General features: G+C 65.0%; 11 protein-coding genes. 2 read left to right on the plus strand and 9 right to left on the minus strand.

Annotated features, from left to right (window positions below):
- Positions 1–3: 3 nt before the first annotated feature.
- The 9 genes from E5206_RS02860 to E5206_RS02905 form a co-directional block, all read right to left on the minus strand.
- The gene (locus E5206_RS02860) at positions 4–771 is read right to left on the minus strand and encodes an MFS transporter (protein ID WP_205759991.1); all 768 of its coding nucleotides are present in this window, start codon (positions 769–771) and stop codon (positions 4–6) included.
- Between the two features lie 837 nt (positions 772–1608).
- Positions 1609–3822 (minus strand): glycosyltransferase family 39 protein, encoded by a 2214-nt coding sequence (locus tag E5206_RS02870; protein WP_136321178.1) that lies wholly within the window; start codon positions 3820–3822, stop codon positions 1609–1611.
- Between the two features lie 8 nt (positions 3823–3830).
- Positions 3831–5093: a bifunctional glycosyltransferase family 2/GtrA family protein gene (locus tag E5206_RS02875; protein ID WP_240689904.1), complete on the minus strand. Its 1263-nt coding sequence runs from the start codon at positions 5091–5093 to the stop codon at positions 3831–3833.
- 565 nt (positions 5094–5658) lie between these two features.
- Positions 5659–6060 carry a cupin domain-containing protein gene (locus tag E5206_RS02880; protein ID WP_136321180.1) on the minus strand — a complete coding sequence of 134 codons (402 nt, stop codon included), beginning with the start codon at positions 6058–6060 and terminating at the stop codon, positions 5659–5661.
- Positions 6057–6401, minus strand: coding sequence for a carboxymuconolactone decarboxylase family protein (locus E5206_RS02885; RefSeq protein WP_136321181.1), 345 nt, complete (start codon positions 6399–6401; stop codon positions 6057–6059). The genes E5206_RS02880 and E5206_RS02885 overlap by 4 nt, the downstream gene beginning before the upstream one ends.
- A 188-nt stretch (positions 6402–6589) precedes the next feature.
- Positions 6590–7630 carry an alcohol dehydrogenase catalytic domain-containing protein gene (locus tag E5206_RS02890; protein WP_136321182.1) on the minus strand — a complete coding sequence of 347 codons (1041 nt, stop codon included), beginning with the start codon at positions 7628–7630 and terminating at the stop codon, positions 6590–6592.
- 60 nt (positions 7631–7690) lie between these two features.
- Complete coding sequence (locus E5206_RS02895) at positions 7691–8239, minus strand: cyclophilin-like fold protein (protein WP_136321183.1); 549 nt, start codon at positions 8237–8239, stop codon at positions 7691–7693.
- Between the two features lie 54 nt (positions 8240–8293).
- Positions 8294–9499, minus strand: a complete 1206-nt coding sequence (locus tag E5206_RS02900; RefSeq protein ID WP_136321184.1) for an MFS transporter — start codon at positions 9497–9499, stop codon at positions 8294–8296.
- Between the two features lie 33 nt (positions 9500–9532).
- The gene (locus E5206_RS02905) at positions 9533–10204 is read right to left on the minus strand and encodes an SDR family NAD(P)-dependent oxidoreductase (RefSeq protein WP_136321185.1); all 672 of its coding nucleotides are present in this window, start codon (positions 10202–10204) and stop codon (positions 9533–9535) included.
- Positions 10205–10392: 188 nt separating this feature from the next.
- Here E5206_RS02905 and E5206_RS02910 point away from each other — a divergent pair, with 188 nt between their 5' ends.
- Together E5206_RS02910 and E5206_RS02915 are read left to right on the plus strand one after the other, a co-directional pair.
- A complete protein-coding gene (locus tag E5206_RS02910; RefSeq protein ID WP_136321186.1) occupies positions 10393–11268 on the plus strand; it encodes a helix-turn-helix transcriptional regulator in 876 nt (291 codons plus the stop codon).
- A gap of 283 nt (positions 11269–11551) precedes the next feature.
- Entirely contained in the window at positions 11552–12622 is a 1071-nt protein-coding gene (locus E5206_RS02915; protein WP_205759992.1) for an NAD(P)/FAD-dependent oxidoreductase, read from the plus strand.
- Positions 12623–12629: the final 7 nt, after the last annotated feature.

Below are 12629 nucleotides of genomic sequence, written 5' to 3' on the forward strand. Positions count from 1 at the left end.
CCGTTATAGCCGCTGAAGGACAGGGTCATATTGAGGAACGCGAAAATCGCGATCAGCAGTTGTCGAAATCGCCCAAAGGTACCCGAAGATGGTGAGCGCACAGCCGACAGAGGCGATCAGCATCGTCCGCTTCCGGCCGATGACGTCGGAGAGGTAGCCGGCTGCAGGGATGCCGACAATCGACAACGCTATCGGTCCGGAGATGATGGCGAGCATCGCGCTCCGGTCCACCCCTACCGAGGTTGCGTACGAAAGGCTGAACACGGCGAACAGGGCCTGCATCGCTGCCATCAGTGATGCGCCCGCGACACGGATCACATCGCGCCAGTGGTACTTGAATACGTCGTTCAGCGGCAGCCTGCGGACGGCGCTTTCCTCTTTTGCTTCGGCGAACACCGGGGTTTCGTCCGGGTGGCTTCGCACGTAGTAGGTAATGACGACGACGGCGCTGAGCCAGAAGTGGACCCTCCAGCCCCAGCTGTGCAACTGCTCGACGGGCAGGAGCGCCACCGGCAGGAACACGACGGTCGCCAGTGAGCAGCCGACGGCGTAGCCGACCATGACGAAACTGGTGAAGAATCCCCGGCGCCCGACCGGGGAATGTTCAACGGTCAATGTCGAAGCTCCCGCCGACTCGGCCCCCGCGGAGAAGCCTTGAACGATGCGGAGTACCACCAGCAGTGCCGGAGCCAACAGGCCCACCTGGTCGTACGTCGGAAGACACCCGATGGCGAAGGATGCGATGCCCATCAGGACAACCGTGGCAAGCATGACGCTTTTGAATTGCAGCGATAAGTGGCGGCATTTTCGCAGCGCTAAATGTCGCCCTTGGTGCCCGTAAGCCGATGGGCTTTCGTTCACGGTGATGGGCCGCGCCGGAGGGCCTAAGGCTCGTCAGTGGCGAACGGAACAGCGGCGTAGACAGGCCTTACGCCTGTGGATTTCTTCATCCCCTTAAGACGTGCCGGAGACACTCCCGTCTATGAGACGACTTGCCGAGACAAGGCCGCCTGGCGGAAAGCAGCGTTATCGCGGGGGGAGCCGCGGCCCTGTTCCCGGGTCTGAAGGGTTGTCTGGAAAAACTGCTGTTTTCCAAGACAGCGGCAGGTGGAGTCGCTGAGGCTTCTCAGTATCAATTGATATCTTTAGTCCGGCGCCAACCAGGGCCGTAACGACGGGGTGAATCCGATCTGGACATGTCTGAGACGCCCAGGCCCTGCATCTGGCCACCAACACCGTGGCGTACCGGGTCAAACGAGCCGCCGAGGTACTCGGCCGGCCCATCAACGAGAACCAGGCGGTGACCCTGGCGGCGCTGGAGATGGCGCATACCTTCCCGCATCTCATGGACGCGCCGGCTCTTACGCAGTGACGGAGCGTGCGCCTACCGGGCAGGGGGACAAAGGCGGCCGGCGACGTCCGCGCAGGCTATCGCCGGCACGACCGCCGAGCCCCAGCCGGTAGGGAAATTCACGCTGAGCGGTCATGCCGCGTCGTCGGCGCGTTGAGCTCTGAGCGGCCGGGAATCGGCCGCTGAAAGCGATGGCATGAGTATTCATATTGGGCTTCCGACGCACGGCCCATGGCAGTCATGTTGGCTGACTGACTTTATTTGCGCAACTGGTAGACGGTGCTCCCTCCGACCGTTGTGGGCGGGAATGTCGCTTGGACCCATTGGGTGATGGCCGAGGACGTGCCGCCCCCGCCCGGGGGTGTGCGGCCGTCGGGGCCACCGTTGCTCCCGGCTCCGGCCCCCGGGCCGCTGTCCTGCGATTCGGCGCCACCGGATCCGGCCGGCATTTCCGGACCGCGCGGGCCGCCGCCGAAGGGACTGCCGGGGATGAAATAGGCAATCTGTCCTGCGGACACCATTTGCTTGAACTGGTCCAGCGTCGGGAACGGATCAGAGCCCATGAAACCGCCGATGGCCATCACTGACGTATTGGACCCAAGCTCAAGAGCGGCTGCACTATTCGCCCCGACGGTGGCAGCGGACCATGTTGTCGTTTCCTTTTGCAGCAGTGCATTCAGCGCCGGGTCGCTGGGGGCATCCGCGAAACCTCCGGGCGCGGCTCCTGGCTGGAGGTTAGCCGGGGCGCGGAAGTCAGGACGCCCGCGTACTGCCCCGCCGCGGGAATCAGCGCCGTTCGGGCTGCTGATGCCGGCCAGCCCCATGGTTTGGTTGTTTGTCGCGGAGGCCGGGCCTGAGGAAGGTATAGCGCCGGTATGGCCGGTTGCCGCAGTGGCGATAGTCCACGCGCCCGTGCCAAGGCCTGCAGAAAGGAGTGCCAATGTCGCCGCCGCAACACCTGCCCGCCCGGTCCGGGCCGGACCGGCCGCGATCAGGGCCGCGCTGAGTATGCCGACGGCGAGCACGGTCCAACGGAGCCACGGGAGCCACCCGGGGCTGCTGGAGAGCAGGACGAAAGACCAGACCGCCGTGACCAGGAGTGCCGACACCAGGACAGCCCGAACGGCGGGCCGGGACCGGTGCCTCCAGAGCTGGACCCCGGCGATACCAATCACGGCCGCCACGGCAGGAGCAAGTTGGACCGTGTAGTAGGGGTGGATTATGCCGCTCATGAAGGAAAAAACCACGGCGACGGTGAGCAGCCAGATGCCCCACATGATCAGCGACGCGCGGGCCATATCAGTTCGCGGAGCCCGACGCATGAACCACAGCGTGGCGGCGAGAAGGACGATCGCCGTGGGCAGCAGCCATGCCACTTCAGCGCTGAACTCCCCCCCGAACAGGCGTAGGACGCTCGGAGGGCCTCCAAAGGAAAATCCGCCTCCGGCGCCGCCGGCGCCGGGGAAGCCGCCCGCACCAGGGAAGCCGCCGGCGCCCCCGGGATAGCCCGGGAGGCCACCTGCGGGGCCCCCGGGGTTGCCGGGGAGATCCGGCACCACACCAACGCCCGGGCCCCCGGCGTTGCCACCGAGGATGCGGCTGAGCCCGTTGTAGCCGAAGACGAGTTCCCAGAGGGAGTTAGTTTGGGAACCGGCCATGTAGGGCCGGGCGGAGACCGGGAAGAGTTGGAACACCAGCGCGTAGGCTCCGGCGACGACCGTGATACCGCCTGCGGCGGCGAGCAGGTGCTGAAGCCTCTTCTTCAGGGGAACGGGGGCCGCTATCAGGTAGGCGAGTCCGAAAGCCGGGACGGTCATGAATCCTTGGAGCATCTTGCTCAGAAAGGCCATACCGACAAAGGTTCCTGCCCAGAAAAGCCAGACGGGACTGCCCTTTTGCGTGGCGGTCACCGTCATCCAGGCGGCGGTCATGAGGCAGAAGACCATCATGGCGTCGGGGTTGTTGAAACGGAACATGAGGGCCGCTACCGGTGTCGCGGCGAGTGCAGCTCCGGCGATAAGGCCTGCGGCCGGTCCGGCTGCCCGTTTCACCGCGAGATAAAGCAGCCCGACGGATGCGATTCCCATGACGGCTTCGGGCAGGAGCATGGTGAAGGAACTGAACCCGAAGATCCGGCCCAAAAGAGCCGGGATCCAGAAAGCTGCCGGCGGTTTATCGACGGTGATGGCATTGGCCGGGTCCAGGGATGCGAACAGCAACGCCGTCCAGTCCTTCGTCCCGGACTGGACGGCCGCCGCGTAGAAGGCATTGGCGTATCCGGAGTTCGTCAGATTCCATAGGTAAATGAGCCCTGTCAGCAGGAGCAATGCCGCGGCGGAGGGCCGAACCCAGCGCGGTTGCCCTTCGCCGTAGGCCAGGCGCTTCCACAGTGCGGCGGAAGCGCCCTGCCGGCGAGCATCGGGGGCCTGATCGCGGGCGGGGTGGGTCTCGGTGATAAATTCGGAGCTCATGGTGTCTTTCACTTGATTATGGGCGCATCAGTGGGCCCCGGCGGGGGCGGCACGGCGAGGTTGCGGCGTGGGTGCTTGAAGACCCAGACCCGGAACAAAATAAACTTCAGCAAGGTGGCCAGGAGGTTGGCGCCGACGACGACCGCCACTTCGAGGCCCCTGGAGGGTTCGCGTCCGGAATGAAGCCAGAACAGCGCCCCGGACGTCAGCGCCAGGCCCAAAACAAAGACTACAAGGCCCTGGAACTGATGCCGCACGGCGCCCGTGCGTCCGGCGACTCCGAACGTCAACCGCCGGTTGGCCGCCGTGTTCGCGACCGCAGTGATCAGCAACGCCACTAAATTCGCCGCCTGGGCATCGGCAATCGTACGCATGAGAATAAACAGTGCAAGGTAGGCCAGGGTCGAGAAGGCCCCGATGACACCGAAGCGGACCATTTGCCCCAGGAGGGCTCCGCTGCTTCTGTCCGTCGCATTGCGGCCCAGGGCGTCGCGCAGCTCGGCGACGGGAATGCGTCCGCTCATCATGTCTCGCCCGATCCGCACGATCCCTTTCAGGTCATCGATGGAAGTCCGCAGAATATCAACCGACGAGTCCGGGTCATCAGTCCAGTCCACCGGCACTTCCGCCACCCTCAGGCCCGCCCGTTCAGCGATGACCAGCAGCTCCGTGTCGAAAAACCAGGCGTCATCGGCCGTCCAGGGCAGGAGTGCCCGCGCAATGTCGGAACGGATGGCCTTGAAGCCGCACTGGGCATCTGAAAACCGGGCGCCCAGGGAACCCCGGAGAACCAGGTTATAACTTCGGGAGATGAACTCCCGCTTGGCCCCCCGCACCACGCGTGAGTTCCGGTTCAGCCTCGTCCCGACGGACAAATCCGAATGCCCCGACAGCAGCGGTGCGATAAGCGGCCCGAGCGCAGCCAGGTCAGTGGACAAATCAACATCCATATACGCCAAAACTGCCGCCTCCGACGCAAGCCACACCGTCCGAAGCGCCCGTCCGCGCCCCTTCCGGTCCAGATGCACGACCCGAACGTCACTGAGTTCAGCGCAAAGGCTGCGGGCAATCTCCAGAGTCGAGTCCGTGCTCGCGTTATCCGCAATGGTAATGACAAACCGGTGCGGAAAACTGTCCTTGAGGTAGGAATGCAGACGCCGGACCGCCGGCTCCAGGGCCGCTTCTTCGTTGTACACCGGGAGCGCGACATCGAGAACCACGGTGCCGTCGGACGTGGGGACGGGAGCCCGCTCGGGCCGGATGGCAGGCATACGACCGACCGCGGGCACCTCCGCTGGCTCTTGTCCCCCCGGGGGGTCGGCCGGCAGGCTCCCGGAGTGGGTCCCCATCGTACTGGACATGATCTCAACGTACGCAACGAAGCTGTGACCTTCCCGAAAAGACCCTGCATGCCCGCGCTCGGCGAGGCCCTGCGATAAATGAGGTGGACGCCCATGGCCGTCCAGCCGCTCTGGTCCGACGCGCCGAGACCGGCGCCGGTGTCACCGAGAAGGGGGGTGTATGTCCCAGAGTGGAGCCGTCCCGAAATCGCGCGGGGTGAGCGAGCCGCTGCGTGCTCCAAAGTAGGCCAAGTCCGTACTCGCCCTCGATGCCACTCGTCTCAGCCGGGAGTTGCCAAAGGTAGTCAGGGAGTTTGTGCCCGAGTTGGGCTTCGCACGCGTAGATAGCATCCGCTGATGCTGGGGCGCCGAAGGTGACATTTGACAAATAACGCTGCGAAAAACCCGCCATTTATCGCTGCGAGTCACATAACGGGCCCAGCTGGGAGCGGCCGCGGCCAACGGGTCGGCCCCGGCCCGAACCGTCTCGGTCTACCTAGTTGCCGTTGTACTCGTCATCGGTGATGTGTTCGCCCCAAGTGGTGGTCTTTGACGGGTCCTCGCCGTTCTGAAGCATCGCGATGTGTTCCATGAAGCAGCCTGGGGCAGCCGCGTGCCAATGCTCCTCGCCGGGCGGCGTGTAAAGCGTCTGGCCCGGGTGGACCTCGATGATCCTGCCGTCACGGGTACCGAAACGGCCCACGCCCTGGGTGACACGCAGATACTGGCCGTGCTCGTGGGAGTGCCAGGCGGTACGTGCTCCGGGCGCGAAACGGACGGTCGCGACGACCATTGTCTGGTCGGACTCGTGGGGAAGAGCGATCGGGTCGAGCCAGACGTCGCCAGCGAATTGGGCCGCCGGGTTTTTCGAGGTGGGCACAGAGGGTTCGATGTTCATGATTTTCCTTGCTTGATGTCTGTGAAGAGTTGCTTGGCGACGCCCATCGCAGACATGCCCTTGGGCCAGCCTGCATAGAGCGTGACATGGGTGATGGCTTCGATGAGCTCCTCCTGGGTTAGGCCGTTCTCGATGGCGCGGCCGAGATGGGACCCTAACTGCTCGGTGTTTCCGCCAGCGGTGAGCACGGCCACGGTAATGAGGCTCCGGTCCCGTGCGCTCAGTTCGGGCCGGTTCCAGACGTCCTCGAAGAGCATGTCGTCGGTGAGCCCGGCAAGCTTCTGGGCGAAGTCACCGAACATGTTCCGGCCTCCACCTACCTGCTTGGGTTGGTCAGTCATGATGATCCTTCTTTCGGTGGGTGTACTGCGGCTACTGACGGTTGCAGCGGGGTCATTGGTTCTCGTGGGCGAGCGGGAATGGCGGGCCGCTGGGGCACCGATCCTGGCGCTGTGCCGGTCCGGCGTCGCTAACAGGGGCTTGCCTCGGGGCAGTTCCCCGTGGCACAGCCCCCGCAACGCTTTATCGGTTAGAAGGCGATCATCACTTTGAGGGCTTCGCGGTTGTCCATGGCGCGGTAGGCGTCGGGGACCTCGTCGAGGCCAACGGTGCGGTCGAAGACTTTGCCGGGGTTGACGGTGCCGTCGAGGATCGCCGGCATCAGCTGTTCGATGTAGGCGCGTAAGGGTGCCGGACCTCCGGTAAGGGTGATGTTGCCGCCGAAGAGGCTGCCGAAGCCGACGGGGGCTTCTTCGTACTGGGGAACCCCGACGCGGCTGATGATTCCGCCGGGGCGGACGATGCCGTACGCCTGCTCGTAGGCCGGCATGTGTCCGACCGCCTCGAGCACCTTCCGGACACCGTGACCGCCGGCGAGTTCCCGGACCTTCGCGATACCTTCTTCGCCGCGTTCGGCGACGATATCGGTTGCCCCGAACTCGATGCCGAGGCCGGTGCGGGATGGGTGGCGTCCCATCAGGATGATGCGTTCGGCGCCCAGCTGCCTGGCGGACAGCACGGCCATCAGGCCCACGGCGCCGTCGCCAATGACGGCAACGGTGTCTCCGTCGGTGACGCCGGCGCGGGTGGCCGCGTGCCATCCGGTGCCGTACACGTCGGACAGGGTCAGCAGGGAGGTCAGCAGCGGGGACTTCTCGTCGACGCCGGGTACTTTCACGAGGGTCCCATCGGCGAACGGAACCCGGATGCCTTCAGCCTGGCCGCCGCCCATTCCGGGTGCATCCCAGAATCCTCCGTGCAGGCACGATGTGTGGAGTCCTTCCCTGCAGAATTCGCAGGTTCCGTCGGAGTACGCGAATGGGGCGATGACGAGGTCGCCCGGTGCGAGGGTGCGGACGTCGGTTCCGATCTCGTCGACGACGCCGATGAACTCGTGTCCCATGGACACTCGGTCGGGGGCGCTGGCCATGCTGTGGTACGGGTGCAGGTCCGATCCGCAGACGCACGCCCGGACGATCCGGACTACGGCGTCGGTGGTGTCTTTGAGGACCGGGTCGGGGGCGTCGACGATGCGGACGTCGCCGGGGCCGAACATGTAGGTTGCTTTCATTGCTATCTCCAGATGTGTGGTGGCCGGGGGGTGCGAAGAATCAAATGGGATGGGACTGGGTCAGTCAGCTTTACGGATGGTGGCGGTGAAATCGGTGGTCTGGGTTTTGACGGCATCGGTGTTTTCGTAGGTGCCGATTGGCACGATCCCGGCGAAGTATCCGACGTGGTGGTAGTAAAGGACGAGGCTTCGCTCGGGGACGTAGTACCCGAGCGTCAGCGGCGCGGCGTCACTTCCCTCTGGTGCGCCCTCGAGGTCCAGCGGGGCCGGAAGTTCCGAGATCTTTTCCTGGCCGCCATAGTCACGGAACGCCAGGGTCAGGGGAAGCTGGGCCAGAAGCGACACTGACGTGGCGCTGCCGTCGAGTTCTCCTGCAATTCTCCGGCCATCGAGCTCGATGACAATCGGCGTGGTAGTTGACGTTTCGGTCGGAGCGGCAGTCGGATCGACCGCCGTTGAACCCGGGGAGGGCGGCCGTGCATCAGCGCTCCCGCCCGGGCTGCCGGTGCAGCCAGCCATAGCGATAGCCGTAGCGGTAGAGATCAAAACCAGCGCCACGACGCCTGGCCGCAAGGCTTTGCCCGGTGAAAAACGCTTGGGAGTGTTCATGAGGATCCTTTCCGGGGATGAGGGGAGGGCGATTCTGCGGGCCGGCCGATTTTGCTAGAGCCGGGCGGGGAATGCGGTGCGGCGCCCGTAGATGGTCAGCATGAGAGCCGCCATGCCGGCGACGATCATCACGACCGCAAGGACCAGGCCGCCGAAATTCGTCAGCAGGGCGGCGCCGAGGATGCCGGCTGTGAAGATGGCGAGGTTGAACGCCACCGGCAGGAACGAATTCGCGACGTCCGAGTCCGCGCCTCCGGTGGTAGTGAGGGCGGCTTGGAGCTGGGCGGCCGCCCCGCCGAACGTGATCCCCCACAGCACGGTCGCGACGATGATCGCCGGGACCGATGTGTGGCCGGCTAACAGCACCACCGCGGCCACGATGAACAGGGCGACGCTTCCGTGCAGCAACGGGCGCGGGTGGCGGTCCAGGAGCGCACCCGTGATGATGATTCCGGCGATCGAGGCGACCCCGAAGATGAAGAGTTCGACGTCGAGGGTGAGGCTGCTGCCGGTAGTCCTCAGGTACGGTGCGATGTAGGTGTAGATGGTGTTGTGGGCCAGCATCCAGGTGAAGATGACGGCCAGGATCACGGCGATACCGGGGATGCGGAACACCCGGACCAGGGGAAGCCGGGCGGTGCCCGGCTGCCCTTCGGCGTCGGGCGCGATCGCAGCGATGAACACACCGGCGATAACGGCGACAGCGGTAAGACCGGCGAAGGCCCACCGCCAGTCAAAGGTCGTTCCGAGCCAGGACCCCAGGGGTGTGCCGAGGGCAAATCCGACGGGCGCCCCGACGGAGACGATCGCCAACGACAGCCCTGCACGGGAGGGCGGGCTGATCTTCCGGCCGTAGGCGGCCAGCATGCCCCAGATGATTCCCGAGAACGCACCGGCGACGAAACGCGACACCAGCGACAGGATCACGTCGCTCGAGAGGGCCGTGGTGCTGTTGGCCAGGATGAGGCCGAGAATCGCGCCTAGGAGCAATGGCTTGCGGCGCATGCCCCGGGTCAGGGTGATGGCGGGGATCGTGATGATCACCGTGCCCAGGGCGTAGGCGCTGACGAACATCCCGACGGCGCCTTCGCTGGCACCCATCCCGGCGGCGATAACCGGCAGCAGGCCCGCCGGCATGGTCTCCATCGCGACAAGGACGAAGCCGATGACCGCCAGAGCGGCCAGGCTGGCTAACGGCAGCCGTTTCGGCTTCTCAGTAGATTCCAGGGCCGGCGCCGGAGCGCTGGTGGTGGTGGTCATTCTTCTCCTTGCCCGCGACTGCGTTGCGCGGGGCTACTTGCTGGTCGGGAACGTTTCGGTGTACTCGCGGAACGTGTCGCGGCGGGTGTGGTGCTCCCACAGCCGCTGCGCGAGGGCGCCGGGATCGTTCTGCGGGTGTCCGGGTTCGATCGCGCCGGAGATGATCAGCTGTCCGACGTGAATGTTCTCTGCGCCAAGGGTGTCGTGGAGCATCGTCGCCAGCCCGGCTTCACCCGCGAACGCGATGGACGTTCCGGCAACTGACGGGTTCGGCCGGACGGCGGAACCGCCGTTGACGAACAGGACGGTTCCGCGTCCCAGACTGCGCATGCCGCCGAGGACCTGGTGCACGGCCGTGACGGGCCCGTAGATGGAGAACTCCACCGCTGCGGCCAGATCCGTCACCGTCGTCTCCAGCACGGGGCGCAGGAATTCCTTCTGCGGCAGCGGACTGTATTCAAGGACCTCGATCGGGCCGAGCTCTTGTGCGGCCTGCTCCAGCGCCGCGGTGAGGGCTTCCGGGTAACGGACATTGGCGGCGTAGCCGCGGGCGGTGAAGCCCTCGGCAGTTAGTTCATCGGCGAGCAGGTCGAGCTTTTTCTGGTTGCGGGAGATCAGGGCGATACCGAAGCCTTCGGTTCCGAAGCGGCGGGCGACGGCTGCGCCGAGCCCTGTGCCGGCGCCGACGATGGCGATAACGGTCATAACGTCCTTCCTAGCGATGAGGCGGCATTTTTCAGCGGGAAAGGGTCAGGTCGAAAAGCCCGCCCGGGTCGTACCGCTGGGCAAGCCCTTAACCAGTCAACACGCGAACCGTCCCGGGGAGGAGTCTCTATCGGGGGGTGTACCAGCAGGGGACCCCAACGAAGTTCGAGGGGACGTATTCTCGTGGCATGGATAATAAAGCCGAGGTACGGGAGTTCCTGATGTCGCGCCGCGCGAAGGTGACCCCCGAACAGGCCGGGCTTCCTGCCGGGCCGAACAGACGAGTTGCCGGGCTTCGCCGCACGGAAGTTGCGACACTCGCCGACGTCAGCGTCGAGTACTACGCCAAGCTCGAACGTGGTGCTATCAGCGGAGCCTCCTCATCCGTGCTTGACGCCATCGCCCGCGCCCTTCTCCTCGACGACACGGAGCGGACCCACCTCTTCGACCTTGCCCGTGCGGCCGACGGCATTCCGCTATCCGGGCGTCCCCGCCGACGATCCACGAAGAACACCGTAAGTCGGCCCAGTCTCCACTGGGTGCTTAGTACGATCACTGACGGCGTTGCCTTCGTGCGCGACCAACACCAGGACCTCCTTGCCACGAATGAGCTCGGCCGGGCTTTCTATTCACCCCTCATCGGCGCCGGCGGTCGCACTCCGAACCTGGCCCGGTTCCAGTTCCTCGACCCTGCATCCCGGGACTTTTACCCAGACTGGGAGCTCTTCGCTGAGATGTGCGTCGCGATCATGCGGACCGAAGCCGGCCGTGACCCCAACGACAAAGGTCTCCAGGACCTCGTTGGTGAGCTGTCCACGCGCAGCGATATATTCCGGCAGCTGTGGGGCGCCCATGACGTCCGGACCCACGGGTCCGGCACAAAACGATTCAACCACCCCGTCGTCGGCGAACTCACTCTCGCCTACGAAGAACTCATTATCACTGCCGACCCAGGCTGCGTCCTCATGATCTACACCGCCGAACCCGGCTCACCCAGCGCTGAGCGACTGAGGCTACTCGCCAGCTGGGCAGCCACAGGATCCATGCCGGCTGCGCCCCGTTAGGGCATCTCAAATATGTGAGGCATCAGCTGACAGACAGTGCCGCAACATGACCGCCACTTGTCGATGCAATTTGCAGCTTTGGCCCTCCGAGGGATCCGTTACCGAGACGGGACGAGCAGCCCGTCAATGCTTGGTAGAAGCCCCGATTTCCTTGCGCTGTTGAGGTTGGCGATAAACGGGGGGAGGTCTGTGACCGCCACGAAGCGCTAAACTCCACACATGACGCGTTTACGGCCGATTCGGTCGCTGAAGTGTCCCATCACAACCGCGCCGACCGGCCGTCATGGGCGCCGGCTCGACCGGCCTGCAGATCATCACCGCCATTGCCCCCAATGTCGGACACCTCACCGTCTTCCAGCGCTCACCGCAGTACAGCGTCCCGGTCGGCAACACCACTGTCACGCCGGAATACGTGGCATCCGTCAAGAAGGACTACAGCAGGATCTGGGAACAGGTCCGGGGTTCCGGCGTAGCTTTCGGGTTCGAGGAAAGCACCGTTCCTGCCATGAGCGTCTCCGCAACGGAGCGGCAGGCTGTCTTCCAGAAGGCCTGGGAGACCGGCGGCGGATTCCGCTTCATGTTCAACACCTTCGGCGACATTGCCACGGACCGGGACGCTAACGAGGCCGCCGCAGCGTTTGTCCGCGGCAAGATCGCCGAGATCGTCGAGGACCCGGAGACGGCCCGCAAGCTCACCCCGACCGACCTTTACGCCAAGCGCCCCCTGTGCGACAGCGGCTACTACGCCACCTTCAACCGGGACAACGTCGAGCTGGTGTCGGTCAAGGAGACACCGATCGTCGAGCTGACGCCCACGGGCATCAGGACCTCGGACGGCGTGGAGCACGAGCTCGATGTCCTGATCTTCGCCAACGGCTTCGACGCCGTGGACGGAAACTACACACGGATCGACATCCGTGGCCGCGGCGGCGAGACGATCCAGCAGCACTGGGAGCATGGGCCCACCAGCTACCTCGGCGTCACCACCGCCGGATTCCCGAACATGTTCATGATCCTTGGCCCCAACGGCCCCTTCACCAATCTGCCGCCGAGCATCGAGGCCCAGGTCGAGTGGATCTCACAGCTGATCAACGACGCCGAGACCGGACAGGTTGCCTCCGTGGAGCCGACGGCCGAGGCCGAGGAAGCCTGGACCCGGACCTGCCAGGAGATCGCCGACATGACGCTCTTCCCGAAGGCCGACTCCTGGATCTTCGGCGCCAACATCCCGGGAAAGACGAAGACCGTCATGTTCTACCTCGGAGGCCTCGGCAACTACCGGAACAAGCTCGCCGAAGTCCGCGAAGCCGGTTACGAAGGGTTCGAGCTGAAGGTGCTCGCTCCGGCGGAGTAACCGGCGT

The sequence above is a fragment of the Arthrobacter sp. PAMC25564 genome (assembly GCF_004798705.1).
GTDB lineage: Bacteria > Actinomycetota > Actinomycetes > Actinomycetales > Micrococcaceae > Arthrobacter.

Bases quoted from the DNA above. Each gene is read 5' to 3' on its own strand.
- E5206_RS02870 (WP_136321178.1), bottom strand. From the start codon at position 3,822: ATGAGCTCCGAATTTATCACCGAGACCCACCCCGCCCGCGATCAGGCC.
- E5206_RS02885 (WP_136321181.1), bottom strand. From the start codon at position 6,401: ATGACTGACCAACCCAAGCAGGTAGGTGGAGGCCGGAACATGTTCGGT.
- E5206_RS02905 (WP_136321185.1), bottom strand. From the start codon at position 10,204: ATGACCGTTATCGCCATCGTCGGCGCCGGCACAGGGCTCGGCGCAGCC.
- E5206_RS02915 (WP_205759992.1), top strand. From the start codon at position 11,552: ATGGGCGCCGGCTCGACCGGCCTGCAGATCATCACCGCCATTGCCCCC.
- E5206_RS02875 (WP_240689904.1), bottom strand. From the start codon at position 5,093: ATGCCTGCCATCCGGCCCGAGCGGGCTCCCGTCCCCACGTCCGACGGC.
- E5206_RS02910 (WP_136321186.1), top strand. From the start codon at position 10,393: ATGGATAATAAAGCCGAGGTACGGGAGTTCCTGATGTCGCGCCGCGCG.
- E5206_RS02900 (WP_136321184.1), bottom strand. From the start codon at position 9,499: ATGACCACCACCACCAGCGCTCCGGCGCCGGCCCTGGAATCTACTGAG.
- E5206_RS02880 (WP_136321180.1), bottom strand. From the start codon at position 6,060: ATGAACATCGAACCCTCTGTGCCCACCTCGAAAAACCCGGCGGCCCAA.
- E5206_RS02895 (WP_136321183.1), bottom strand. From the start codon at position 8,239: ATGAACACTCCCAAGCGTTTTTCACCGGGCAAAGCCTTGCGGCCAGGC.
- E5206_RS02860 (WP_205759991.1), bottom strand. From the start codon at position 771: ATGCTTGCCACGGTTGTCCTGATGGGCATCGCATCCTTCGCCATCGGG.
- E5206_RS02890 (WP_136321182.1), bottom strand. From the start codon at position 7,630: ATGAAAGCAACCTACATGTTCGGCCCCGGCGACGTCCGCATCGTCGAC.